The following is a 21,685-nucleotide window of genomic DNA, read 5'->3' as shown; positions in this document are numbered from 1 at the left end:
CGAGCGGGTCAATGCGCATGTTCGAGTCCGAGCCGATACACAGGGGGATCGACCGCTCGCGAACCGCCGAGACGCTGAGAAACCCGTCTCCGAGATCCGCCTCGGTCGTCGGGCAGGCACAGATACGTGCCCCCGTGGCGGCGAGGTGATCGAGCTCCTGGTCGTTCGCATGGGTTGCGTGAATGATCGTCGTCAGTGGCGTCAAGCAGCCAGTGTCGGCAAGAAGTTCGATCGGGCGGCAGTCGTGCTCGTCCAGGCACTCCTGAATCTCTCGCGGCTGCTCATCCGCATGAATGTGGAGCGGGAGTCCCTCACGTTCTGCGTAGGCGCCGATCTCCTCGAGCCACGGGCGCGAACAGGCACGAACGGAGTGGGGGGCAACCCCGACCGCGATCCCAGCCTCGCGCAGCGCCTCCACCTCTGTGAGATACGCGGCGACTGACGCCTGACGCATTCGCTCGAGGCCGCCGCGCTCGTAGGCGACATGGAGGAGGACGATCGCGATGCCTGCCTCGGTCGCCGCCTCGGCGGCGGCGAACGCCTCGGGCGCGCCGAGGTAGTGAAACTCGCCGACTGCTGTGTAGCCGGCGGCCAGCATCTCGCGGTACACCTCGGCGTAGTGGACTCGGATCGAGTCCGGCGTCGCACGATTGGCCTCCTCGAGCATCCCCTCTCGCCACGTCCAGAAGTCGGTTCCCGCGGCTCTTCCACGGAGAGCCCGCTGAAATGAGTGGCTGTGGCTGTTGACGAAACCGGGAAGTGAGAGGTTAGCGGTCACGGAACCCGACGCTACCACCAGCAGGTGCCCGGGCGTCCGCGTCAAGCCTCTACTCTTGCGGGAGCATGGAACAACGCACCGTGTCCTCCCCCGTTCGGCAGATCCCGAATGCACTTACGCTGCTGCGCTTCGCGGCGATACCACTGTTCATCTGGCTCCTGCTCGACGACCGGGCTGGCCCCAGCTGGCCTGCCGGAATCGTCTTCGGCCTGGCAGCATTCACCGACCAGCTCGATGGGTACCTGGCCCGACGGTGGCGCGTCGAGTCGCCGTTCGGCAAGGTCGCTGACCCTCTTGCCGATCGGCTCATGATCGACACGGCGGTTGTCCTTCTCGTAGCCCTCGATCGGCTGCCGTGGATCGCGTTGATCATCCTCGTACGCGACCTCATCCTTGTCGGGGGGTACAGGTTCGTCGCTCCCAGGGACTACGAGCTGGAGGTCTCTCGTCTCGGGAAGATCGCGACCTGGGGGCTCTACGCGTCGATCGGCTTCGTTCTCGTTACGAGCGAGGGAACCGTGTGGCCGATCGTCTGCTTCTGGATCAACCTCTTCCTCGCAGTGATCGCCGCGGGGCAGTACATCCTCAGGGCTCGCAAGACGCTCCCGCGTTAGCGACCGACCGGTCGGCACCGTCACGCGTGGTGTCGGAGCAGCGTGCAGGGAGACGGCCCCGAAGGGCGAAATCCTCACCTGTAAGGCAAGCCTCAAGTTGAGGTCGACCCCTTCGCTACGCTGTCTCTCGCACCCCGTACTCCCGACTGGAAAGGCGCCCGTGGAAACGCTCCCCGACCTGCTTCCGCTCTCCGATGATGAGCTGTCGGCGCTGCTTGCCCGACTCGAAGGGGCCGAGGACGCCATCTCACGCCGGCGCCGACTGCTCCACGGGCGGATCGACATCCTCCGGGCCGAGCGCACCGCGCGGTTGAAGGCGCAGGTCGCGGAGGGCAGCTTCGAGCCACACTCGCCCACCTCGTTCGAGCGGCCGCTCTACTCCGGTACCGGCGAGATCTCAGCGGAGGAAGAGCTCGAGCCGCTGCCGGACCTTGCGAACACCGACGACGAGGCACTCTGGGCCGAGATTCGGCGCCTCGAGACCGAAGAGGACGACATCTCACTGAGCCGGCGTGTGCTGCACGCCCAGGTCGACATCGTCTCCGCAGAGCGCACGAAGCGCTCGAGAGCCGGTGGGCACGTCGACGCGGGCGATCTCGGGTCCATCCTCGGCGGAGGCCAATGAGTCACATCTACTGCCCGGAGTGCGGCTTTCAGAGTCCGGAGGCCGCGTCGTACTGCTCCCGCTGCGGGGCACTGCTGATGCGCGAGAGTGCAGGCGAGACGACGCTCAGCCTCGGCCCGGACGAGATCGACGGGGCAGCCGAGACCCCGACAGGGCCCGCTCTCGTCGTACGATCGGGCGGGGGTCGGGCCGGCGAGAGCTTCGAAGCGATCGGTGCCCATGCGCTCATCGGTCGCTCCCCCGAGTGCGACGTGTTCCTCGACGATGTGACCGTCTCCCGGCGCCATGCCGAGCTCGTCGGGGAGGGCGACACCTACGTGATTCGTGACCTCGGCAGCCTGAACGGCACGTTCGTCAACAAGCACCGGATCGAGAGCACCGTTCTCGAAGACGACGACGAGGTACAGGTCGGGAAATACCGGATGACGTTCCTTCTCCGCCGATGACGACGACACCGACACCCGAGACCAGCCCGGCCGAGCGGCTGCACACGATCGGTGCAGTCTGCGAACGGCTGCGCGACGAGTTTCCCGACATCTCGATCTCCAAGATCCGCTACCTCGAAGATCAGGGGCTTCTACAGCCGAGTCGGACGCGCGGTGGCTACCGGCTGTTCTCGGAGGCCGATGTCGAGCGCCTGATCATGATCCTGAGGCTTCAGCGTGATGAGTTTCTGCCACTCCGCGTGATCAAGGAAGAGCTGCGCGCACCGACCGCCGATCGCGCCAAGCGCCGTGCTGCGGGCCTTCGCGCTCACGAAGAGGAGATCGACATGGCAGAGTTGTGCGAACGGGCCGGCATCTCGGCGGAGTTCGCACGTCAGCTCGAGGACTTCAGCCTGCTCGCGCCACGCATCGAAGCGGGCGACCGGCTCTACCGCGAGAGCGAGGCCGACATCGCGCTCGCGTGCGCCCGGATCGCCCGGCACGGGATCGACGCACGACATCTCCGCGCATTTCGCACTGCGGCCGGGCGCCAGTCGGCACTGCTCGAGCAGATCGTCGCGCCGGCGCTTCGCTCGCGGAACGCCGAGCGTCGGTCGGCCGCACTCGAGGATCTCGAGAACCTCGCGGGCGTCGCGCAGGAGCTCGCGCAGCTGCTCCTCACGCGCGATCTCAAAGAAGTGGCCGATCGATGAGCGAGCTCGATCTGACAACGTTCATTCGGGACGTGCCCGACTTCCCGAGCGAAGGCATCCTCTTCAAGGACGTCATGCCGCTGCTCGCCGACCCAGCGGCGTTCCGCGAGTCGATCGACCGGCTCGCAGCGTGGGCAGGGCCACGAGCGCCGGATGTGATTCTGGGCGCCGAGGCGCGAGGGTTCATCTTCGGGGGAGCGCTCGCGTATGCGCTCGGCTGCGGGTTCGTGACCGCCCGAAAGCCGGGCAAGTTGCCCTGGACAACCGTCGAGGCGAGCTACGATCTCGAGTACGGGACGGATGCCCTCCAGGTTCATATCGACGCCATCCAGAAGGGAGCACGGGTCATCGTCCTCGACGACGTGCTCGCGACCGGGGGCACCGCGCACGCCAAGATCGATCTCGTCAACCAGCTCGGTGGACAGGTCGTCGGGGCTCTCTTCCTGATCGAGCTTTCGTTCCTCCACGGCCGCGATCGAATCGCCGGAACTGACGTGCACGCGCTGATCGACTACGCGTAGCGCTCGTTGGTCCGTCCGACCGACGCGATATCAGTATTGGTGTCCTACGACGACCTCCCTGGGTGGAGGGATCATTGCGCGTGAGGAGGAATGCCGATGGAGAAGGACATGGACGTGACGATCTCCCGAGAGGCACGGAGAGCGGATGCCACCGCACTCCTCCTTCGCCACTGCCTCTCGATCGGGTGCGCAAAGAACCGGGTTCCCGCCCGCGAGCGCCTCGATCAGGCTGTCGGCCCGGAGCTCGCACATCGACTCGTGTCGAGCCTCATGGCGCACAGCCGCCGCTAGGTCGTCTGCCGCTACCCGCGCGTGCGAACGTACAGGAAGATCAGGAACGAGCTGACGAGTGAAACGAGCAGCGCGGTCCCCTTCTGGATGTCGAGCGCAACCATTCCGAAGTACATGACCACGAAGAAGAGAAGCGCCCAGAGGAAAGACTGGACGCCGCGGTCGATGCTCGGCATGCGCAGGTGCATGCCGGAAGGATAGCCGGGCCGCGAGACCGTCGCGCCATCACCGCGTTCAGGACAAAAAAAATTCACCGAGCCGGTTGCGCTTTCGTCCACTCAACCCGTTGACCTTCCGCTTCCGCGTACGGCCTCCGTGCTGAGCTTCGACCTACTGGCGCTCCGTGCTCGGTGCAAGAGAGAACCTAGAGGCTCGAGCCGGGACAGGTCAAGCGCGTAGGAGGAGGATTGTCGCAATTTCCGCCGATTTCCTCGCCGCACGGACATGGCTGGCCTGTCGTCTACGATGCTGCGATGCGCCGCACGGTTGTCTACGGCAGCGCGGCGGCGCTGATCACGATCGCCGTCGTACTCACGCTGCTCGGCTGGGGAGAGAATGCCTCCACCTTCCCGGACAGCCAGGCACTCGTTCTCGGGTTCGTGCAGGGCTTCACCGAGCTGCTGCCGATCTCCTCGTCCGGGCATCTCATCCTCGTTCCCTGGCTCGGCGACTGGACCTACCTCAAGGAGCACGAGGAGTTCAACAAGACCTTCGACGTCGCGTTGCACCTCGGCACCCTGGTCGCAGTTGTCGCCTACTTCTGGAGCGATCTGATCGGGTACCTCGTCGCGTGGGTACGCAGCATCCGTCGGCGGTCGATCGAGACGCAGAACGAGCGGATCGCGTGGCTGATCGTTGTCGCGACCATTCCCGCTGCCATCATCGGAGCAGCCGGGCAGAGCGTCATCGAGACCCATCTCGGCGAGCCCTGGCAGATCGCGATCCTGCTGGGGGTCTTCGCGCTCGTGCTCTACTGGGCTGACCGACGGCCCGAACGCAAGGACGTGGGGGATATCGGACTCAAGCAAGGGCTCCTGATCGGCCTTGCCCAGAGCCTCGCGTTGGCTCCCGGCGTCTCGCGCTCGGGCATCACGATCAGCGCCGGTCGTCTGCTCGGGTTGACGCGCGACGCCGCGGCACGGCTGTCGTTCCTGTTGCTCGTGCCGATCGTGCTCGGCGCCGTAGTCCTCAAGGGCTACACGGATGTGATCAAGGGGGAGTTGCCCGAGGGGTGGGTAGGGCCGTTCGTCGTCGGCACTATCGCGTCAGCCGGTAGCGGCCTCCTTGCGATCAGCTGGCTCCTCGGCTACGTCCGTCGTCACGATTACTCCGTCTTCGTCGTCTACCGCCTTGCGCTCACGGTCTTCATCCTCGTCGTGATCGCGACGGGCGTCCGGGATGCCGCGTTCTGATGCGTGTGTCGGTCGGTGATATCGAGCTGTACGTGCACGAGAAGGGGGAGGGGAGGCCGCTCGTCGCCCTGCATGGAGGCCCGGGCCTCGACGGGTCGGTGTGGTTCCCCGGCCTCGATCGTGTTGCGGCGGCCGGCTACCGCGTGCTTGCTCTCGACCACCGGGCGAACGGACGCTCGGATGCGGGGGACACCGTGCGCTGGACGGTTCCGCAGATGGCGGACGACGTGGAGGCCGTGATCGTCGGCCTCGCGCTCGAGGACGTCGTCGTGATGGGCTGGTCGTTCGGCTCGTTCGTGACCCAGAGTCACATGGTGCGACACGGGACAGCGGCCGCGTACGTCCTCATGGGCACGATCGCAGAGCCCGGGGCGCTGACGGACGTCCGTGAGAGGCTCGCCAGCTTCGAGCCCGAGGTGCTTCGCGAGCAGGTCGTCGAGTCCTGGGCGCTCGAGGCAAGCGTCGATAGCCCGGAGGCGGCCCGGCAGCTGCTCGCGGATCAGATGCCGTTCCATTGCTCCGATCCGACGGGTCCGCTTGTCGCCGAGCTCGTCGCCGCCGATCGCGTCGTCTACCGGCCAGAGGTGCTCCGACACTTCGCGGCAGGCGGGGAGTATGGGATGCGGGATCTCCGTGAGCAACTGCGAGTCGTCGAGGTGCCAACGCTCGTCCTCAGCGGCGCAGATGACCGAACGACGCCAGCTGCGTCAGCGCACGAGCTCGTGTCGATCCTGCCGCTGTGTGAGGAGATCGTCTTCGCCGAGAGCGCTCACATGATGCTCTACGAGCAACCGGACGCGGTTACGGCAGCGCTGCTCGACTTCCTCGCCCGCCACTGACTAGGCACCCGGGGGAGGGTGATCGACCTTGTGATTTGCTCTAGCTTGACATAACACTGCTTATCGTGCATTGACCTCTCGGGCTCGGCACGGGATAGAAGAGTGCCTTGGGGCTGGACAAACAAGGGTTCCAGGTGGGAGAGTTGGTCGGACGCACACGACGGCCGCCATATGACGACAACCGACATCGAAACCCTGCTGGCGCAGGACGAGTTGAAAGCGCTCCTCGAGTTGAGCGAGCTTGCCGGGACACTCGACCTGCGACAACTCGCCGACATCGTCGAGACGAACGACCTCTCGCCGCTCGAGCACGACGCACTCCTGCGCGAGCTCGACAAGCGCGGCATCGAGATCGTCGACCGTCCTCGAACACCGGAGCTCGCAGTCTCGCCGCCAGCAGCTGCCGAGTCGACGACCGACGCGCTTCAGCTCTTCCTGCGCGAAGCCGGCCGGCATACGCTGCTCACGGCGGCTCAGGAGGTCGCGCTTGCAAAGCGCGTCGAGCGGGGCGATCTCGTGGCGAAACAGACGATGATCCAGTCGAACCTGCGTCTCGTCATCTCGATCGCGAAGAACTACCGCAACCAGGGCCTTCCCTTCCTCGACCTGATCCAGGAGGGAACGCTCGGCCTGATTCGTGCCGTGGAGAAGTTCGACTGGCGCCGTGGCTTCAAGTTCTCGACGTATGCGACCTGGTGGATCCGGCAAGCCGTCGCCCGTGCTCTCGCCGACAAGGCGCGCACGATCCGGATGCCCGTGCACATCGTCGAGCGTTTGCAGAAGATGAATCGCGCCGACCGCACGCTCTGGACGGTGCTCGGACGCGAGCCGACGATCGAGGAGATCGCCGAGGAAGCAAACCTCACGGTGCAGCAGGTGATCGAGGTCAAGGCGGCAGCGCGAGCTTCCTCGAGCCTCGACGCCCCGGTCGGAGACGCGGGAGATGCCGTCCTCGGTGACTTCGTCGCCGGTGACGAGCTGCTTCCCGAGGAGACGGTCGAGCTCGAGCTGCGGAGCCAGGCCCTGCGAGCTGCGCTGTGCTGCCTGCCGGAGCGCGAGCGCGAGGTCGTCACGCTCCGCTACGGACTGGGTGGCACCGATCCGAAGACCCTCGAGGAGATCGGCCGGCGACTGGGCCTCACCCGCGAACGCGTGCGTCAGATCGAGCTCGACTCGCTCCGTCGGCTAGCGGGCCAGCGGGAGATGCAAGCGGTCATGTAGTCGGTTCGACGGCCGCCTCCGGCCGTCGTCAGGCTACGTGCGCAGGTAGAGCTCGAGCGCCGGAGCGACCGAGCGGAGCTCGCGCAGGGCGCGCGTCTCGAGCTGCCGCACGCGTTCGCGCGTGATCCCGAGGACCTGCCCCACCTCTTCGAGCGTCTTCGGGCGACCACCGTCGAGACCGAATCGCTCCGTCAGTACTTGCTGCTGGCGGGGATTGAGCCGGAGCATCGCAGCTGCGAGCTCGGACGAGCGGAAGGTCTCGGACGTCTCCGACTCGGGTGCCGGCGCGTTCTCGTCCTCGATCAGGTCGCTCATCACGCTCTCGCCGTCTCCGACTGGCGTGTCCAGCGAGACGTGATCCTGGACGAGCTCGAGCAGCTTCTCCACCTTGGCTGGCGTGAACTCCGCCTCTGTGGCGATCTCCTCGATCGTCGGATCACGGTTGAGCTTCTGGCCGAGAGTGCGCCGCGCCCGCGTCACACGCCGTACCTGATCAGCGACGTGGACGGGCAGGCGAATCGTGCGACCCTGCTCGGCCAGCGCGCGTGAAACGGCCTGGCGGATCCACCACGTCGCGTACGTCGACAGTTTGTACCCGAGCGTGTAGTCGAACTTCTCGACGGCGCGGATCAGGCCGAGGTTGCCTTCCTGGATGAGATCGAGGAGCGGCACACCCGTTCGGGTGTAGTGCCGCGTAATCGACATGACGAGACGGAGGTTGCATTCGATCAGCCGGCTCTTCGCCTCTTCGTCACCGAGATCCTTGCGCCGGGCCAGTTCGCGCTCCTCGGCGTGCGTGAGCAGGCGTCCGTTGCCGATCTGCCGGACGTAGAGCTTCAGAGGGTCCTGGGTCGCGGTTTCCGACGCGTCGAGCATCCCATCCTCGGGCACGGGGTCGAACAGCGGTTCCGCGACGTTGCCTTCCATGCCACCCGTATCGGCGTCATGCCTCCCCCACTTGAGGCATTTGTCGCCTCGACAAAGGAGTCTCCACCCGGACTCCGTACAGAAACCTCATCAGCGGCCGATACGTTCAGTACGTCATGTCCGATTCAGAGGCTCGAATCCACTGATGTGCGGAATCGCTGGATACAGCGTGGATGCCGACTCGCGCGTCAATCGGACACTCGCGGCGCAGGCACTGCTTGCAGGGATCGCCGAGCGAGGTGCCGACGCCGTCGGATACGCGCATCGTGGTCTCACGGCGGCGGTGACGATCCACAAGCAGCGCACCGGCGCAACGGCGTTACTGGACGAGATCGAGCTTCCCGTTGATACGACCGACGCACTCGTCCACGTGCGCGACTACACCAAAGGCCATCCAACGCTGCTCGCGAACAACCATCCGATCCGGCACGGCTCGGTCGTCGGTATCCACAACGGCGTGATCGCAAACGATGAGGAGATCTTCGCCCGCCACGCGCTCGAGCACGCCGAGCCGGGTATGACCGTGGACTCGGAGGCGATCTTCGCCCTCGTCGAACGTCGTGGTGCCGATCGCTCCGCCCTCGAGGAATTGCAAGGAACAATGGCGTCGGCGTGGTTGGACGAACGCACTCCACGAGGGCTCTACCTCGCGCGCGGCGTCGCCCGCCCCCTCTGGATCGGCAGAGCCAGACGAGAGTTGTTCTTCGCCTCGACGAAGTCAGCGCTCGAGGTCGTCGAGGGAACCCTGCGTCTGACGCTGCGCAAGCGTGAGGTTCCCGAGGGAACGTTGTTCCATATCGCCGGCGGTTCGATCATCGCCGAGAAGCGCTTTCGGCCTGATCCCTCGTACCGCAACCGTACGACGGTTCAGCCGGTCGCGACGCCGCACGAGGGTGTCTCGTGCCTCGCGAAGCTCGCAACGCTCGCCGCGTAGACTCGCCGCGTCACGCGCGACGCTATGCCAGCGAGCCGTCAGGGTGGACGGTGACGCCCTCGGCCAGAAGACGCTCGCGGACGAGGAACTGGAACGCCGCCCACGGGCCGGCGTCCATGTCGACGAGTCGGTAGACCTGCCACTCCGACTGGAGCTCGGGCCTGCGCTTCCGCGCATCCTTCCAGTCCGCCATCTTCGGCAGACGGCGGAGCTCCCGCGCGAGCACGGCGCCGTTCTCGACCGCGCGCTCGAGCCTCTCGTCCCCGACGGGGACATCGAATCCCGCCTCCCGCAGCGCCTTCGTAAGCGAGCCGAACGTGTGCCAGATCAGCGACTTCGACGCCATGCGCTTTCGGTTTGCGTCCAGGTCGCGCGCGGTGGGAGTGCGCCCGAGCTCCTGTCCGAGCTCCCGAAGCTGATCGAGCAGCTCCTCGCGACTGATGAACCGACGTGGCGTCAGACCCGCAGCTCGCTTCGCCGCGTTCCACGTCCCGAAGTGCTCGATCACCGTCTGGGGATGGATCCCTGCGCCAGGATCGGCCGCGAACTCTCGCATCGTCGGAGAGCGTCCGAGCCGCTCGGCGCTCGCACGCAACTGCTCGAGGATCTGCTCATCGCTGTAGCGCCGCCTGATGCCTGCGCGAAACTCCGCGAGAGCCGCCTCGTCGATACCGGCAAGGGCCGGATGTTGGCGACGGGGCCTGGACATATGCAATCACTCTAGATCATTCTGCGATATTTGCAAGTGGGCCAGAACGTCTGTCGCTCTCGGCCTCCGGGTAGGCTCGGAGGCAATGGGAGTGCGCCTCACCGTGGAAACCTCGGCGGCTCGGTTCGTCGGCCGCGTCTCGCGCGTCGCCGGTCGCGGCGGGGGCACCACGCTGCCCGGAAAGCTGCTGTGGAAGGTCGATCCCGGTGCGATCGACGCCCTTGCTGCCCGGCTCCCGTCGGGCGTGGCGCTCGTGTCCGCGACGAACGGCAAGACGACGACGAGCGCGATGCTCGCCGGAATCCTCGGCGACCGCTACCGGCTCGCGTGGAACAACTCTGGCGCGAATCTGGCATCAGGAATCGCTTCCACCCTCCTCTCCGCTCCCTCGGCCGATCTGGGCCTCCTCGAGGTCGACGAGTTCGCCCTCCCCGAGGTGATGCGCCGCGTGCAACCGCGCGTCGTCTCACTCGGGAACCTCTTCCGTGATCAGCTCGATCGCTACGGCGAGTTGGAGCACATCGCCGAACGATGGCGAGACGCCGTGAGCGGTCTCTCCCCCGCCTCGATGCTCGTCGTCAACGCGGATGATCCGCTCGTCGCGGATCTCGCAGACGGTCGTTCCCGGGCGCTGCGGTACGGCCTCGACGATCCTCGCCTCGCCCGCTCGAGCCTGCAGCACGCTGCCGACTCGAAGTACTGCGTGCGGTGCGGCGGCCCCTACAGCTATGCGGCTGCCTATGTCGGGCACCTCGGCGACTATCGCTGTCCCGCCTGCGGACATGCACGTCCGGCACTCGACGTCGCGGCCTCGGCTATCGAGCTGCAGGCGCTCGAAGCCTCCGAGTTCGATCTCGTCACACCGGCCGGAACAGCACGCGTGCGGCTCCCGCTCCCCGGCCTCTACAACGTCTACAACGCGCTCGCGGCGACAACGACGGCGCTCGCCCTCGATGCGTCGCTCGACGAGATCGTGAGCGGCCTCGGCACCTTCACGGCAGCATTCGGCCGCTTCGAGCGCATCAGCGCGGGAGACCAAGGGATCCTGATGCTGCTGATCAAGAACCCCGCAGGAGCCAACGAGGCCGTTCGGACTCTCGAGGAAGGCGGCGTGCCGAAGACGCTCCTGATCGCGCTCAACGATCGGATCGCGGACGGGCGCGACGTGTCCTGGATCTGGGACGTCGACTTCGAGCCGCTCCTCCTCGCGGCCGAGCAGATCGTCGTCAGTGGTGAGCGCGCAGCGGAACTCGCGTTGCGGTTCACCTACGCAGGCTTTCCCCTCACGCAGCTCGAGGTGATTCCCGACCTCCGCGAGGCACTCGACCGCGGTCTCGAGCTCACTCGGGCGGGCGGTGAGCTCGGCGTTCTGCCGACCTACACGGCGATGCTCGAACTGCGCGCAATCGCCGTCTCTCGCGGCCTCGTAAGGCCGTTCTGGGAGGAGGCCTCGTGAGGATCCGCGTCGCGCATCTCTATCCGGACTACCTCAATATCTACGCCGACCGCGGCAACATCGCGGTCTTCGAACGGCGGGCCGCCCTGCGTGGGCATTCGCTCGAGATCGTGGGCGTCGAGCCCGGCGACACGCTCGAGCCGTCTGCGTTCGATCTCGTCTACGTGGGCGGAGGGCAGGATCGTGAGCAGGCCCTCATCGCGCCCGATCTTGCCGCCCGGGGCGACGCAATCCGAACGGCGGTCGCGGGCGGGACGGCGCTGCTCGCCGTGTGCGGCGGCTACCAGCTGCTCGGCCGCGGGTACCGCGGCCGCAACGGGTCGGCGATGCCGGGGGCCGGGCTCTTCGCGCACGAGACCGTCGCCGGAGACAAGCGCCTCATCGGCGACGTGCTTCTCGACGTCGACCTCGACGGGCTCACGACGACTGTGGTCGGATTCGAGAACCACGCCGGCCGGACGTTGCTCGATCTCGACGCTGTGCCGCTCGGGAAGATCGTCGCGGGGCACGGCAACGATGGAACTTCGGGGTACGAGGGCTGTCGCGTCGGCGCTGCGATCGGCACGTATCTCCACGGTCCGCTGCTTCCGCGCAACCCCGTTCTGGCGGATTGGCTGCTCGGCCGAGCGCTCGTGCATGCGGGAGGTACGGACGAGCTCGAGCCATTGCCCGACGAGCTCGAGCGTCTCGCTCATGCGGTTTCCGCCGGGCGCGCTCGCTCGCGGGGTGGCCGCTAGATCTCAGGGAGTAACGAGTCGCCGCTCGAGCCGTCCGAGCTGATCCGACGTGAGGCCGGCGTCCGCAAGATAGGCTCTCGAGCCGCCGGCGTCGCCGAGCCAGGCCAGCACTGCCTCCACGGTCTCGGCCGGCGAGAGAGCCGACCGGAGTCGCGTCTCGCGCTCCTCATCGTCCCGAGCCCGTGCCACCCAGGGATCGAAGACGCCACCGAGGTTGGCGTGACTCGCCGCATAGTCGGCCACGATCGCCTCGTCGAGGACGTCGACCGCGTCGAGAAGGAGCGCTGTCACGATCCCGGTTCGATCCTTCCCGGCGAAGCAGTGGATGAGAACCCCGTGATCGTCGTCCGCATCCGCAACCGCGGCGATCGCTGCCGCCACCGTCTGCGGCGCGCGTTCGAGCGTCCTGATGTACTCGGCAGCGAACGCTGATCCGACGTCGTCGGCCGCGAAGAGGCGCTTCTCGAACGCCAGCGCCTCCTCGGGATCATGCTGGCCGAAGAGCGAAACAGAGACGACCTCGACGCCCGCGTGAGCGTCCGCTTCACCGGGGGACTCGTCGGCGAAGCGGAGATCGACGACGCGCCGGATCCCGTGGGCGAGCGCCGCTTGCCACCCGGCTTCCGTGAGACGGCGTACGTTGTCTGCGCGGACCACCGCTCCGTGCCGTGTGCGGTGTCCTGAGGTCGTTTCCAGCCCTCCCAGGTCGCGAACGTTGAAACACCCGTCCCAGGCGAGCGAGCGCGCTACGGGGCCCACAGGGAACCGAGATAGACGCACGGGTCGCCGGGCTGGAACCGTCGTAGGAAGCGCCCGATCGGTGGATGGAGGGACAGTCCGTCGAGTTCGTCCAGCTCGAAGAGGCGGTGACCACGCACGGCTTCGTCCTGTGAGACGACGTCTGCGAGCGACCCGCTCAGCTCACCGGCGAAGACGACATGCACGACGTGCTTCGACCAGAGGCTTCGCTCGGGCGAGATCGAATCGACGATCACGACCGGGCCTTCCACCGGGATCTCGACGCCGCCCTGGATCAGACCGGTCTCCTCGCTCAGCTCACGCTCGAGGGCATCGGTGAGCGTCTCGCCGCTCCGTACCCCACCGCCCGGCAGCAACCAGTTGTCTCTCCCCCGCTTCTCGTGTCGGCAAAGGAGAATACGCCCGTTCCAGCGAAGGATCGCGGAGACTCGGATCCGGGGCTCGGGCCTCACCGAACTCCCGAAGATCCGAAGCCGTCGCTACCACGCGATGTCTCGGTGAGACGTTCGACCTCTACCACGTCGACGGGCGTCACGGGCATGACCAGGAGCTGGGCGATGCGCATCCCCGGCTCGACGGTGAACGACTCGCTGCGATCGGTGTTGACGAGGATGACCTGCACTTCGCCGCGGTAGCCCGCATCGATGACGCCCGGGGTGTTGACGATGGAGATTCCGTGCCGGAGCGCTAGTCCCGACCGGGGCGCGACGATGCCTGCGTGATCGGGCGGAATCTCGACGGCGAGGCCGGTCGAGACGAGCGCGCGCTCCCCCGGTCCGATCGTCGTCCCCTCACACGCCGTGAGGTCGAGGCCGGCATCGCCTGGATGAGCGCGTGCCGGGAGAACCGCTTCGACTCGCAGTCTCGTAATGCGCAACTCGCTCATGTGATCGCAGCGGATCCCAGGTCGTCACCGGCGATGAGATAGCGGGCGAAGCGTCGACTGTCCCGATGGGAGAGCTTGGCCCTGATCAGAACTCCCTCGTCGGTGTCGCGACGCTCGTCGATCGGAGCCCCGAGGGCATAGAGGGCGGAGAGAGCGGTGCCCTCGTTGTAGGGCACGAGCAGGCGTACGTCCTCGTAGCGATCGGCGAAGAGCGTCGCGACGTGCTCGCGCAGCACGTCGAGCCCTTCGCCGGTGGCTGCGGAGACACAGATCGCATCCGGAAATCGATTCGCGATCCGCCGTTCGCCGAGCGGATCCAGCCGGTCGATCTTGTTCATGACCAGCGTGATCGGCAGATCCTCGCCACCGATCTCGGTGAGCACCGCATCGACAGCAGCGATCTGCTCGCGCATCCGGTCCTCGGGCAACGACGAGTCGACGACGTGGAGGATCAGGTCGGCGACGAGCGTCTCCTCGAGCGTCGAGGCGAATCCCTGCACGAGCTGGGTTGGCAGGCGACGGATGAAGCCGACGGTGTCGGTCACGAGATATCGCTTACCGTCGTAGTCGAATCCGCGCGTCGTCGGATCGAGCGTCTCGAACAGGCGGTTCTCGACCGAGACGTCGGCCCCAGTGAGAGCGTTCAACAGCGTCGACTTGCCCACGTTCGTGTAGCCGGCGAGGGCCACGGTCGGCACCTCTGCCCGCTTACGCTCCTTTCGGCGCACACCCCGCTGCGCCCGGAGAGCCTTGAGCCGGGCGCGGAGAACCGTGACCCGGTGACGGGCCATCCGCCGGTCGCTCTCGAGCTGAGACTCACCAGGCCCGCGCGTGCCGACGCCGCCGCCGAGGCGCTCGAGATGCTTCCACATCCCGCGCATGCGCGGAAGGTTGTACTCGAGCTGGGCCAACTCGACCTGGAGCTTCCCCTCGGCGCTGATCGCGTGCTGGGCGAAGATCGCGAGAATCAGCTGCGTGCGATCGACGACGCGGGTCGAGAGGGCGTCCTCGAGCGCTTTCTGCTGCGTGGGGTCGAGCTCGTCGTCGACGATCAGGACATCGGCCTCACACTCGGCGTACAGCGCCTTCAGCTCCTCGAGCTTGCCCTTCCCGACGTACGTCTTCTGATCGGGCCGGCTGCGTTGCTGCACGAGCTCCCCGACCGGGACGACGAGCGCGGTGCGCGTCAGCTCACGAAGCTCGCCGAGCTCATCCTCGGCGTCCGCTCCTCGAGGAAGCACGGCAAGCAGGAGCCCCTTCTCGGGCTCGAGCCCTTCCGGGGTGTCGGATCGGCGCGTGATGGAGAGAGTATGCCGGTACGCTCGCTCCATGACAGCGCTGGCGCAGCGACTCGCCGAGCGGACGCTCGAGCTCGTCGACATTCCGTCGGAGAGCCTGCACGAGGAGGCCGTGCGCGCACACCTCCTCTCGCTCGTCCCGTCGGTCTTCGAGGCCGAGTATGCAGCCGAGGACGCCTTCGTCTTCGCGCGACCCCGCCGGCCGGGTGCTCCCCTCGTTCTTCTCGTCGGCCACTACGACACGGTGCCGGCCCAGGACAACCTCCCCGGTCGCATCGCGAACGGCGCCGTGCACGGCTGTGGGGCAACGGACATGAAGGGCGGCGTCGCCGTTGCGCTCGAGATCGTCCGCGATCTTGCCTTCGTCGACCCGGGGCCTTTCGACGTCGCGCTCTTGCTCTTCGGCAAAGAGGAGCTACCGCCGCAGTTCAGCCCGCTTCCGCACCTCTTCGAGCATTCGACGCTCGCCGCACAGGCCGACCTCGCGATCCTTCTCGAGCCCACGAACCTGACACTCCAGGCCGGCTGCCTCGGCAACATGAACGCCCGAATCACCTTCTCGGGCGTCAGCGGCCATTCGGCGCGTCCCTGGACGGCCGAGAACGCGATCGAGAAGGCCGTCTCGGGGCTCGCACCGATCGCGGCGCTGGAACGACGGGAGGCGATCGTCGGCGGACTTCCGTTCTACGAGGTGGCCTCGATCACACAGATCGAAGGCGGAATCGCATCGAACGTGATCCCCGACAGCGCCGTCGCAACGCTCAACTTCCGCTACGCACCCGACCGGACGCCCGAGAGCGCAGCGGAGTATCTACGTTCGCTCAACCCCGACGGTGCGCAGCTCGAAATCACCTCGGACTCACCTCCCGCGACCGTGGTCACCGATACGCCACTCGTGCTCGCGCTCCGCGATGCGGGCCACCTCACCTTCGAGCCGAAGCAGGCGTGGACGAACGTGGCCGACTTCACCACCCGCGGCATCGACGCGATCAACTTCGGTCCCGGTGCCACGCGGTATGCCCACCGCCGCGACGAGCTCGTCGAGATAGACGCGCTCGTGGCCGCATACGAGACTCTTGCCCGATTCCTCACGGAGTAGCGCGTGCCGATCTCGCCCATCCTCACTGGCCAGGCGACATACCCGTTCGTACGACTGAACGAGGCTGCGACGGCGCGGCGTGCCGAGGGCCTCGAGGTGATCGACTTCGGAATGGGCGACCCGCGCGAGCCGACGGATCCCCGCATCATCGAGGCGTTGCGGGCAGGCGTGCGCGAGCGGATGGGCTACCCGGCTGCCGTGGGGCTGCCCGAACTCCGTGAGGCCGTCGCGGGCTGGGTCGACCGGCGCTTCGGCGTGGCGCTCGATCCCGACACGCACGTGATCCCGACTCTCGGGTCGAAGGAGGCGATCTTCTCCTTCGCCCAGGTCGTCCTCGACATTGCGGGCGGCCGCGACACCGTCGTTCTCACCGAGCCCGGCTATCCGGTCGGCGTTCGCGGTGCGCAGTTCGCCGGCGCACTTGTCGAGGAGCTCCCCCTGCTCGAGGAGAACGGGTTCCTCCCCGATCTCGACGCCGTTTCGCCGGAGACCTGGCGCCGAACGGCGCTCTTCTGGGTCAACTACCCGAACAACCCGACGGGTGCCACGGCTCCACTCGCCTTCTACGAGCGACTCGGCGCACTGGCGCGGGAGCACGACTTCGTGCTCGCCTCTGATGAGGCGTATACGGAGCTCTGGTTCGCCGAGCCGCCCGTGTCAGCGCTCCAGCTCGATGACTGGACGAACCTCGTCGTCTTCAACACGCTGTCGAAGCGCTCGTCGATGACGGGCTACCGATCGGGTTTCGTGGCCGGGGATCCGGCGCTCATAGCCGCGCTGAAGCAGTTTCGACCGAATGTGGGCACGGCACCGCAGGAGTTCGTCCAACGCGCATCCGTCGTCGCCTGGGGCGACGAGGAGCACGTCGGGCGGGCGCGCGCCGCGTACGCAGAGAAGCGAAGACTCTTCCTCGAGCTGTTCGATCGCGTCGGCGTGCGCAACGCGGGAGGACCGGCGACGATGTACCTGTGGACAGCGACGTCGAGGGGTGTGACATCGGAGGCCCTCGCGACGCACCTGCTCGCGCACGGTGTGATCGTCGCACCTGGCGCCTTCCTCGGCGACTCCGGAGAGGGGTACATCCGCTTCGCGCTCGTGCCCACGCTCGACGAATGCAGAAGGGCGATCGCGATCCTGGAAGACGTGCTCTGACACCTTCTCCTCCCGCGGATCCGCCGGATCCGCGACAATCACCTTCCATGGAGCTTCGGCAACAGATCCTGCAGATGTGGGAGTCAGGCGAGCTCGACGGAGCGGTAATCGAGGAGGCGATCGCCCTCCTCGACGCCGGTGCGATTCGCGTCGCCGAGCCCGCCGCGAACGGCTGGGTCGTGAACGAGTGGGTCAAGATCGCGATCCTGCTCTACTTCCGGATCCGCAAGGTCGAGCCGATGAACGTCGGCGGGCTCCATTTCCTCGACAAGATCCCCGTCAAGTCGGACTACGCAGATCGCGGTGTGCGCGTCGTCCCCCCGGGCGTCGCGCGGTACGGCTCGTTTCTCTCAGAGGGCTGCGTGCTGATGCCCGGATACGTGAACATCGGCGCCTGGGTCGGCCCGCGCACGATGGTTGACACGTGGGCGACGGTGGGGTCGTGCGCGCAGGTAGGAGCCGACGTTCATCTCGCAGGCGGCGTTGGGATTGGTGGTGTCCTCGAGCCACCCCAAGCAGCGCCGGTGATCATCGAGGACGGCGCCTTCATCGGCTCGCGCGCAGTCATCGTTGAAGGTGTGCGCATCGGCGCGGGCGCGGTGATCGCGCCGAACGTCGTGCTCTCTGCGACGATTCCGATCATCGACGTCACAGGCCCGGAGCCGGTCGAGTATCGCGGCGAGGTTCCGCCCCGGAAAGTCGTCCTCCCGGGTGTGCGTCAGAAGGAGTTCGCCGCCGGTACCTACGGGTTGCAGTGCGCGCTGATCGTCGGTGAGCGGAACGCGTCGACGGATTTGAAGACGTCGCTCAACGATGTCCTGCGCGAGTTCGAGATCGCCGTCTAGCTCTAGCCTTGCGTTGGGCTTCAGCCCGACGCGGGGAACGCGTGCGCTCGTCCGGGCCGTTCGGCGCGAGGCTGAGGCCTGGCTCGGTGGCGTGCGTCACAGGCTCGTCGAACCCCATGCAATCCGCTCGGCCGGCCCCGTCAGCGAAGCGAGCCCGTCTGCGATCCGCACCTGCAGGTCGCCGCCGGGGAGGTGAACCGTGACCGGGCTGTCGCACCACTTGCGCTCGACGGCAACAGCAGCCACAGCAACCGACGACGAGCCGGACGCCCTCGTCTCCCCCGCTCCGCGTTCCCAGACGAGCACCGTGAGATCGTGACGTCCGTCCACTCGGACGAGCTGGACGTTCGTGCGGTTGGGGAAGCGCGCGTGGTTCTCGATGAGCGGGCCGAGCCGGAGGAGGTCGTCTCGTGTCGGGTTGTCGAGTCGGATCACTGCGTGGGGGTTTCCGACCGAGGCGGTTGTCAGCTCGATCCCGTCGACGATCTCGGGCTCACCGACGGTGAACTCCCCCACATCCGTAGCCGCCGCGAGGCCGTCGAGCATGCGCGCGCTGATCCGTCGACCGGCCGTTTCGATCGTTACCTCGGTCGCTTCAGTCTCCGCCGCAACCCAGCGGGCGGCGATCCGAACGCCGTTACCGGACATCTCCGCTGTCGACCCGTCAGGGTTCCAGATCGTCACGATCGCATGGGGGCCGTCGCGCCCCGTCATCTCGAGCACACCGTCGGAGCCGATCCCGGTCTCGACCGAGCAGAGCCGCTGGACGCGCGCCGACGAGAGCGGCCCTGCGTCGGGCTGCTCCACGACGAGGTAGCTATTGCCGAGTGCGTGCCATTTGGAGAACTCCATCCGCCACCTCCTCCGAGCTTCGAGTGCCATCAACGCTAACGAGGCCCGGGATCCGGCGCATCCACTTCCGCTGATAGGCGGCGTACCGGCGGGTCCTGATGACGATGCGCTCGCGCGCCTCGGCCTCGGGAAGGCTCGCGATCTCTGCGAGGCCGAGCGCCTTCGCCGCAGTCTTCGAGACACCCGCGGCGAGCGCTGCGCGAACCTCCTCGACGACCCCTTGCGCGAACATGGCGTCGGTGCGCGCGACGATTCTCCGTCTCAGCTCGTCTTCCGGAACCTCGATTCCCACGGTCAGCGTCGGATGGCGCGTCCACGCCGCCCAGAGAAGGTCATTCTGGGGAACGAGCGACTGCCCGATCTCTGCGAGTTCGAGTGCTCGGACGAGCCGTCGTGTGTCGTTGACGTGAACGGCTGCGGCAGAGCGGCTATCGAGCGTCACGAGGCGCTCGTACGCCGCCGGCGGGTCAGCCTCGACCTCGGCGATGATCCGTTGTCGCACACCGTCGGCAGGCGGCGGCGGCACGGCGAGATCGGCGAGCGCGGCCCGGAGGTAGAGGCCCGTTCCCCCGCCGATAACGGCCGTGCCCGCCCTCGTGACTCGCTCGTCAATCGCCTCGTGTGCGAGTGCCGCATACGCGCCAACGGACATCTCCTCCGAGAGATCGTGGATCGCGACGAGCGCCGTCGGCCGGCTCGGCTGATTGGTCAGGATGGGTAACCCGCGGTACACCTGCAGCGCATCACACGAAACGACATCGATGCCGAGCCGATCTGCAAGCGCTTCTGCCACCGCAGTCTTGCCCGAGGCGGTCGGGCCGAACACTGCGATGACGGTAACCATGGGCGCGCTTGCTCAGGCAGGCACAGCCGAGGCGATCCGGCCCCGGAGTGTCATCGAGGTCGAGCCCTCGATCGCGACGTCGACGAGATCGCCGGCCTCTCCCGACCCCGTGAACACGACCGTCGTGTTGCGACGGGTCCGGCCTCGCAGGAGCGACCCATCCGTCCGGCTCGGCCCTTCGACGAGCACCTGTTCCACCCGCCCTACGCGTTCTGCGTTCCGTTCTGCCGCGATCCGCTGCACGACCTCGACGAGGCGTTCGAGCCGCTCGTGCTTCACCGGCTCGGGCACCTGATCGGCCATCGCGGCGGCGTCCGTTCCGCGACGGGGCGAGTAGATGAACGTGAAGGCGCTGTCGTAGCGCACCTCCTCGACGACCTCGAGGGTCTCCCGGAAGTCGGCTTCCGTCTCACCGGGGAAGCCGACGATGATGTCCGTCCCGAGGGCGAGGTCGGGAATCGCCTCGCGCAACCGACCGGCGAGCGTCAGATAGCGCTCGCGCGAGTACGTGCGGCGCATCGCCTTGAGTAGCCTCGTCGAGCCGGACTGAAGCGGGAGGTGGATGTGCTCGCAGACCGCGTCGCACTCGGCCATCGCGGCGACAACGGGCTCCCGGAAGTCCTTCGGATGAGGGCTTGTGAAACGGATGCGCTCGATTCCGTCCACCGCATCGCAGGCGCGCAGAAGCTCGCCGAACTCGGTACGGATGTCGGGTGCCAGGTCCCGACCCCAGGAGTTGACGTTCTGTCCAAGGAGGGTGATCTCACGGACGCCGTCGTGGGCGAGGCGCGTGACCTCGGCGATGATGTCCCCCGGGCGGCGGCTCTGTTCGCGTCCCCGCACGGCGGGGACAATGCAGTAGGAGCACGTCGAGTTGCAACCCATCGAGACCTGCACCCAGGCGAGGGCCGCGCGTTCTCGGTGCTGTGGCAGATGCCCGGCGAAGTGCTCGTGCGTGCCGAAACGCCCTCGCTCGACACCCTCGCCCCCGGCTCCGACCCAGTCGCCGAGATGAGGGATCGAGCCTGGCCCGAAGGCCACATCCACCTGCGGGTAAAGGTCGAAGATCCGCTCCTGCTGCGCCTCTGCGAAGCAACCACCGACCGCGATCACGAGATCGGGGTTTTCGCGCTTCCGGGCACCGGCGTCGCCGAGATAGGCAGAGAGCTTCGTGTCCGGCTTCTCACGGATCGTGCACGTGTTGAACACGACGATGTCGGCTTCCTCTTTCGAGGTCGCTTCCCCGAGGCCGAGTGACTCGAGCATGCCCTTGATGCGCTCCGAGTCGTGGCTGTTCATCTGGCAGCCGAACGTGGTCAGGTGATAGCGGCGCACCGGTGAAGTGTAGGCCAGGGCTACCGATTCACCGCGGCCGCACGGACGGAGGCGTGATGCGCTAGGTCGTACCCAGCCAGGCCCGAGCAGCGATTCCCTCACCGCCCTCCACGGACCTCAGCCATCTCCTCGCGCGTTCGCCGACCGGGCCAGTGGCCATTGACGTGGCGAGGGTGATCCCGAGCTGACCAGACAAGCCGGCACGAGAATGCGTGCCCAGGCACCGAGCGTCGGGATCCACGGGCCGAACCGAAGGAAGTGGGCGCCAAGGGGAGCAGCCGGTAGGTCGGCTGCTCCCCTCGCGCTCGATCGGTGCTGGGTCTAGCGGTTGAGGTTGACCGGGAAGGAGACGAGCCGGCGGGTGGAGATTCCACCGAGCAGGTTCTCGCCGGACTTGCGTGCTCGCACGAAGT

General features: G+C 67.0%; 26 protein-coding genes. 15 read left to right on the top strand and 11 right to left on the bottom strand.

Annotated elements, in window-relative coordinates:
- Positions 1 to 778 (bottom strand): amidohydrolase family protein (locus ABIR74_RS09025; protein WP_348177235.1); only part of this gene is annotated, 778 nt, incomplete at its 3' end.
- A 65-nt stretch (positions 779 to 843) separates the two neighbouring features.
- Between ABIR74_RS09025 and pgsA the strand changes: the two genes are divergently transcribed.
- The 6 genes from pgsA to ABIR74_RS08995 all read left to right on the top strand — a co-directional run bounded on the left by pgsA (position 844) and on the right by ABIR74_RS08995 (position 3,967).
- On the top strand, positions 844 to 1,392 hold the full coding sequence (gene pgsA / locus ABIR74_RS09020) for a CDP-diacylglycerol--glycerol-3-phosphate 3-phosphatidyltransferase (RefSeq protein WP_348177233.1): 549 nt from the start codon (positions 844 to 846) through the stop codon (positions 1,390 to 1,392).
- A gap of 160 nt (positions 1,393 to 1,552) precedes the next feature.
- Entirely contained in the window at positions 1,553 to 2,017 is a 465-nt protein-coding gene (locus ABIR74_RS09015) for a hypothetical protein (RefSeq protein WP_348177231.1), read from the top strand.
- A complete protein-coding gene (locus ABIR74_RS09010; RefSeq protein ID WP_348177229.1) occupies positions 2,014 to 2,463 on the top strand; it encodes an FHA domain-containing protein in 450 nt (149 codons plus the stop codon). Before ABIR74_RS09015 ends, ABIR74_RS09010 begins: the two co-directional genes overlap by 4 nt.
- Positions 2,460 to 3,155 (top strand): MerR family transcriptional regulator, encoded by a 696-nt coding sequence (locus ABIR74_RS09005; protein WP_348177227.1) that lies wholly within the window; start codon positions 2,460 to 2,462, stop codon positions 3,153 to 3,155. The genes ABIR74_RS09010 and ABIR74_RS09005 overlap by 4 nt, the downstream gene beginning before the upstream one ends.
- Positions 3,152 to 3,676 (top strand): adenine phosphoribosyltransferase, encoded by a 525-nt coding sequence (locus tag ABIR74_RS09000; protein ID WP_348177225.1) that lies wholly within the window; start codon positions 3,152 to 3,154, stop codon positions 3,674 to 3,676. Before ABIR74_RS09005 ends, ABIR74_RS09000 begins: the two co-directional genes overlap by 4 nt.
- A gap of 96 nt (positions 3,677 to 3,772) precedes the next feature.
- A complete protein-coding gene (locus tag ABIR74_RS08995) occupies positions 3,773 to 3,967 on the top strand; it encodes a hypothetical protein (RefSeq protein WP_348177223.1) in 195 nt (64 codons plus the stop codon).
- Positions 3,968 to 3,978: 11 nt separating this feature from the next.
- On the opposite strand, the gene ABIR74_RS08990 is transcribed toward ABIR74_RS08995, so the two are convergent.
- The gene (locus ABIR74_RS08990) at positions 3,979 to 4,155 is read right to left on the bottom strand and encodes a hypothetical protein (RefSeq protein ID WP_348177221.1); all 177 of its coding nucleotides are present in this window, start codon (positions 4,153 to 4,155) and stop codon (positions 3,979 to 3,981) included.
- Between the two features lie 285 nt (positions 4,156 to 4,440).
- On the opposite strand from ABIR74_RS08990, the gene uppP reads away from it, so the two are divergent.
- From uppP to ABIR74_RS08975, 3 genes are all read left to right on the top strand, one after another.
- Positions 4,441 to 5,379, top strand: a complete 939-nt coding sequence (gene uppP / locus ABIR74_RS08985; protein ID WP_348177219.1) for an undecaprenyl-diphosphatase UppP — start codon at positions 4,441 to 4,443, stop codon at positions 5,377 to 5,379.
- Positions 5,379 to 6,218, top strand: coding sequence for an alpha/beta hydrolase (locus ABIR74_RS08980; RefSeq protein ID WP_348177217.1), 840 nt, complete (start codon positions 5,379 to 5,381; stop codon positions 6,216 to 6,218). Before uppP ends, ABIR74_RS08980 begins: the two co-directional genes overlap by 1 nt.
- 171 nt (positions 6,219 to 6,389) lie before the next feature.
- Entirely contained in the window at positions 6,390 to 7,439 is a 1,050-nt protein-coding gene (locus ABIR74_RS08975; RefSeq protein WP_348177215.1) for a sigma-70 family RNA polymerase sigma factor, read from the top strand.
- 33 nt (positions 7,440 to 7,472) lie between these two features.
- Here the strand turns inward: ABIR74_RS08975 and ABIR74_RS08970 are convergent, their stop codons facing one another.
- Positions 7,473 to 8,366, bottom strand: coding sequence for a sigma-70 family RNA polymerase sigma factor (locus ABIR74_RS08970; RefSeq protein WP_348177213.1), 894 nt, complete (start codon positions 8,364 to 8,366; stop codon positions 7,473 to 7,475).
- A gap of 145 nt (positions 8,367 to 8,511) precedes the next feature.
- Here ABIR74_RS08970 and ABIR74_RS08965 point away from each other — a divergent pair, with 145 nt between their 5' ends.
- Positions 8,512 to 9,300, top strand: a complete 789-nt coding sequence (locus tag ABIR74_RS08965; RefSeq protein ID WP_348177211.1) for a hypothetical protein — start codon at positions 8,512 to 8,514, stop codon at positions 9,298 to 9,300.
- A gap of 22 nt (positions 9,301 to 9,322) precedes the next feature.
- Here ABIR74_RS08965 and ABIR74_RS08960 read toward each other — a convergent pair whose 3' ends face one another.
- Entirely contained in the window at positions 9,323 to 10,009 is a 687-nt protein-coding gene (locus tag ABIR74_RS08960; protein WP_348177209.1) for a hypothetical protein, read from the bottom strand.
- A gap of 85 nt (positions 10,010 to 10,094) precedes the next feature.
- Between ABIR74_RS08960 and ABIR74_RS08955 the strand changes: the two genes are divergently transcribed.
- Together ABIR74_RS08955 and ABIR74_RS08950 are read left to right on the top strand one after the other, a co-directional pair.
- Complete coding sequence (locus ABIR74_RS08955) at positions 10,095 to 11,465, top strand: MurT ligase domain-containing protein (RefSeq protein ID WP_348177207.1); 1,371 nt, start codon at positions 10,095 to 10,097, stop codon at positions 11,463 to 11,465.
- Entirely contained in the window at positions 11,462 to 12,202 is a 741-nt protein-coding gene (locus ABIR74_RS08950; RefSeq protein WP_348177205.1) for a glutamine amidotransferase, read from the top strand. The genes ABIR74_RS08955 and ABIR74_RS08950 overlap by 4 nt, the downstream gene beginning before the upstream one ends.
- 3 nt (positions 12,203 to 12,205) lie before the next feature.
- Here ABIR74_RS08950 and ABIR74_RS08945 read toward each other — a convergent pair whose 3' ends face one another.
- From ABIR74_RS08945 to hflX, 4 genes are read right to left on the bottom strand one after another with little or no spacing between them, the layout of a single operon-like run.
- The gene (locus tag ABIR74_RS08945; RefSeq protein WP_348177203.1) at positions 12,206 to 12,961 is read right to left on the bottom strand and encodes a tyrosine-protein phosphatase; all 756 of its coding nucleotides are present in this window, start codon (positions 12,959 to 12,961) and stop codon (positions 12,206 to 12,208) included.
- Positions 12,949 to 13,413, bottom strand: a complete 465-nt coding sequence (locus ABIR74_RS08940) for an NUDIX domain-containing protein (protein WP_348177201.1) — start codon at positions 13,411 to 13,413, stop codon at positions 12,949 to 12,951. Before ABIR74_RS08940 ends, ABIR74_RS08945 begins: the two co-directional genes overlap by 13 nt.
- Positions 13,410 to 13,847 carry a dUTP diphosphatase gene (dut, locus tag ABIR74_RS08935; RefSeq protein ID WP_348177199.1) on the bottom strand — a complete coding sequence of 146 codons (438 nt, stop codon included), beginning with the start codon at positions 13,845 to 13,847 and terminating at the stop codon, positions 13,410 to 13,412. The genes ABIR74_RS08940 and dut overlap by 4 nt, the downstream gene beginning before the upstream one ends.
- Entirely contained in the window at positions 13,844 to 15,178 is a 1,335-nt protein-coding gene (hflX, locus tag ABIR74_RS08930) for a GTPase HflX (protein ID WP_348177197.1), read from the bottom strand. Before hflX ends, dut begins: the two co-directional genes overlap by 4 nt.
- Here hflX and dapE point away from each other — a divergent pair.
- From dapE to ABIR74_RS08915, 3 genes are read left to right on the top strand one after another with little or no spacing between them, the layout of a single operon-like run.
- Positions 15,177 to 16,244 (top strand): succinyl-diaminopimelate desuccinylase, encoded by a 1,068-nt coding sequence (dapE, locus tag ABIR74_RS08925; protein WP_348177195.1) that lies wholly within the window; start codon positions 15,177 to 15,179, stop codon positions 16,242 to 16,244. The two genes, hflX and dapE, sit on opposite strands and share 2 nt — an antisense overlap.
- 3 nt (positions 16,245 to 16,247) lie before the next feature.
- Positions 16,248 to 17,396 carry an aminotransferase class I/II-fold pyridoxal phosphate-dependent enzyme gene (locus tag ABIR74_RS08920; RefSeq protein ID WP_348177193.1) on the top strand — a complete coding sequence of 383 codons (1,149 nt, stop codon included), beginning with the start codon at positions 16,248 to 16,250 and terminating at the stop codon, positions 17,394 to 17,396.
- Positions 17,397 to 17,443: 47 nt separating this feature from the next.
- Positions 17,444 to 18,241 (top strand): 2,3,4,5-tetrahydropyridine-2,6-dicarboxylate N-succinyltransferase, encoded by a 798-nt coding sequence (locus ABIR74_RS08915; protein ID WP_348177191.1) that lies wholly within the window; start codon positions 17,444 to 17,446, stop codon positions 18,239 to 18,241.
- A 96-nt stretch (positions 18,242 to 18,337) separates the two neighbouring features.
- Here the strand turns inward: ABIR74_RS08915 and dapF are convergent, their stop codons facing one another.
- The 3 genes from dapF to miaB are packed head-to-tail and all read right to left on the bottom strand — an operon-like array spanning position 18,338 to position 21,272.
- The gene (gene dapF, locus ABIR74_RS08910) at positions 18,338 to 19,093 is read right to left on the bottom strand and encodes a diaminopimelate epimerase (protein ID WP_348177189.1); all 756 of its coding nucleotides are present in this window, start codon (positions 19,091 to 19,093) and stop codon (positions 18,338 to 18,340) included.
- The gene (locus ABIR74_RS08905) at positions 19,059 to 19,937 is read right to left on the bottom strand and encodes a tRNA (adenosine(37)-N6)-dimethylallyltransferase MiaA (RefSeq protein WP_348177187.1); all 879 of its coding nucleotides are present in this window, start codon (positions 19,935 to 19,937) and stop codon (positions 19,059 to 19,061) included. Before ABIR74_RS08905 ends, dapF begins: the two co-directional genes overlap by 35 nt.
- A 12-nt stretch (positions 19,938 to 19,949) precedes the next feature.
- On the bottom strand, positions 19,950 to 21,272 hold the full coding sequence (gene miaB, locus ABIR74_RS08900) for a tRNA (N6-isopentenyl adenosine(37)-C2)-methylthiotransferase MiaB (protein ID WP_348177185.1): 1,323 nt from the start codon (positions 21,270 to 21,272) through the stop codon (positions 19,950 to 19,952).
- Positions 21,273 to 21,685 lie beyond the last annotated feature (413 nt).

Origin of the sequence: Gaiella sp. (genome assembly GCF_039915195.1) — a bacterium.
GTDB lineage: Bacteria > Actinomycetota > Thermoleophilia > Gaiellales > Gaiellaceae > Gaiella.
Note: the sequence above shows the minus strand (reverse complement) of the source record. Positions and strands in the feature narration are given on the sequence as shown.

Coding starts and splice junctions, on each gene's coding strand:
- dapE (WP_348177195.1), top strand. CDS start 15,177: ATGACAGCGCTGGCGCAGCGACTCGCCGAGCGGACGCTCGAGCTCGTC.
- ABIR74_RS08970 (WP_348177213.1), bottom strand. CDS start 8,366: ATGGAAGGCAACGTCGCGGAACCGCTGTTCGACCCCGTGCCCGAGGAT.
- ABIR74_RS09005 (WP_348177227.1), top strand. CDS start 2,460: ATGACGACGACACCGACACCCGAGACCAGCCCGGCCGAGCGGCTGCAC.
- hflX (WP_348177197.1), bottom strand. CDS start 15,178: ATGGAGCGAGCGTACCGGCATACTCTCTCCATCACGCGCCGATCCGAC.
- ABIR74_RS08960 (WP_348177209.1), bottom strand. CDS start 10,009: ATGTCCAGGCCCCGTCGCCAACATCCGGCCCTTGCCGGTATCGACGAG.
- ABIR74_RS08905 (WP_348177187.1), bottom strand. CDS start 19,937: ATGGTTACCGTCATCGCAGTGTTCGGCCCGACCGCCTCGGGCAAGACT.
- uppP (WP_348177219.1), top strand. CDS start 4,441: ATGCGCCGCACGGTTGTCTACGGCAGCGCGGCGGCGCTGATCACGATC.
- ABIR74_RS08975 (WP_348177215.1), top strand. CDS start 6,390: ATGACGACAACCGACATCGAAACCCTGCTGGCGCAGGACGAGTTGAAA.
- ABIR74_RS08995 (WP_348177223.1), top strand. CDS start 3,773: ATGGAGAAGGACATGGACGTGACGATCTCCCGAGAGGCACGGAGAGCG.
- ABIR74_RS08965 (WP_348177211.1), top strand. CDS start 8,512: ATGTGCGGAATCGCTGGATACAGCGTGGATGCCGACTCGCGCGTCAAT.
- pgsA (WP_348177233.1), top strand. CDS start 844: ATGGAACAACGCACCGTGTCCTCCCCCGTTCGGCAGATCCCGAATGCA.
- ABIR74_RS09010 (WP_348177229.1), top strand. CDS start 2,014: ATGAGTCACATCTACTGCCCGGAGTGCGGCTTTCAGAGTCCGGAGGCC.
- dut (WP_348177199.1), bottom strand. CDS start 13,847: ATGAGCGAGTTGCGCATTACGAGACTGCGAGTCGAAGCGGTTCTCCCG.
- dapF (WP_348177189.1), bottom strand. CDS start 19,093: ATGGAGTTCTCCAAATGGCACGCACTCGGCAATAGCTACCTCGTCGTG.
- ABIR74_RS08990 (WP_348177221.1), bottom strand. CDS start 4,155: ATGCACCTGCGCATGCCGAGCATCGACCGCGGCGTCCAGTCTTTCCTC.
- ABIR74_RS08955 (WP_348177207.1), top strand. CDS start 10,095: ATGGGAGTGCGCCTCACCGTGGAAACCTCGGCGGCTCGGTTCGTCGGC.
- ABIR74_RS08980 (WP_348177217.1), top strand. CDS start 5,379: ATGCGTGTGTCGGTCGGTGATATCGAGCTGTACGTGCACGAGAAGGGG.
- ABIR74_RS08915 (WP_348177191.1), top strand. CDS start 17,444: ATGGAGCTTCGGCAACAGATCCTGCAGATGTGGGAGTCAGGCGAGCTC.
- ABIR74_RS09000 (WP_348177225.1), top strand. CDS start 3,152: ATGAGCGAGCTCGATCTGACAACGTTCATTCGGGACGTGCCCGACTTC.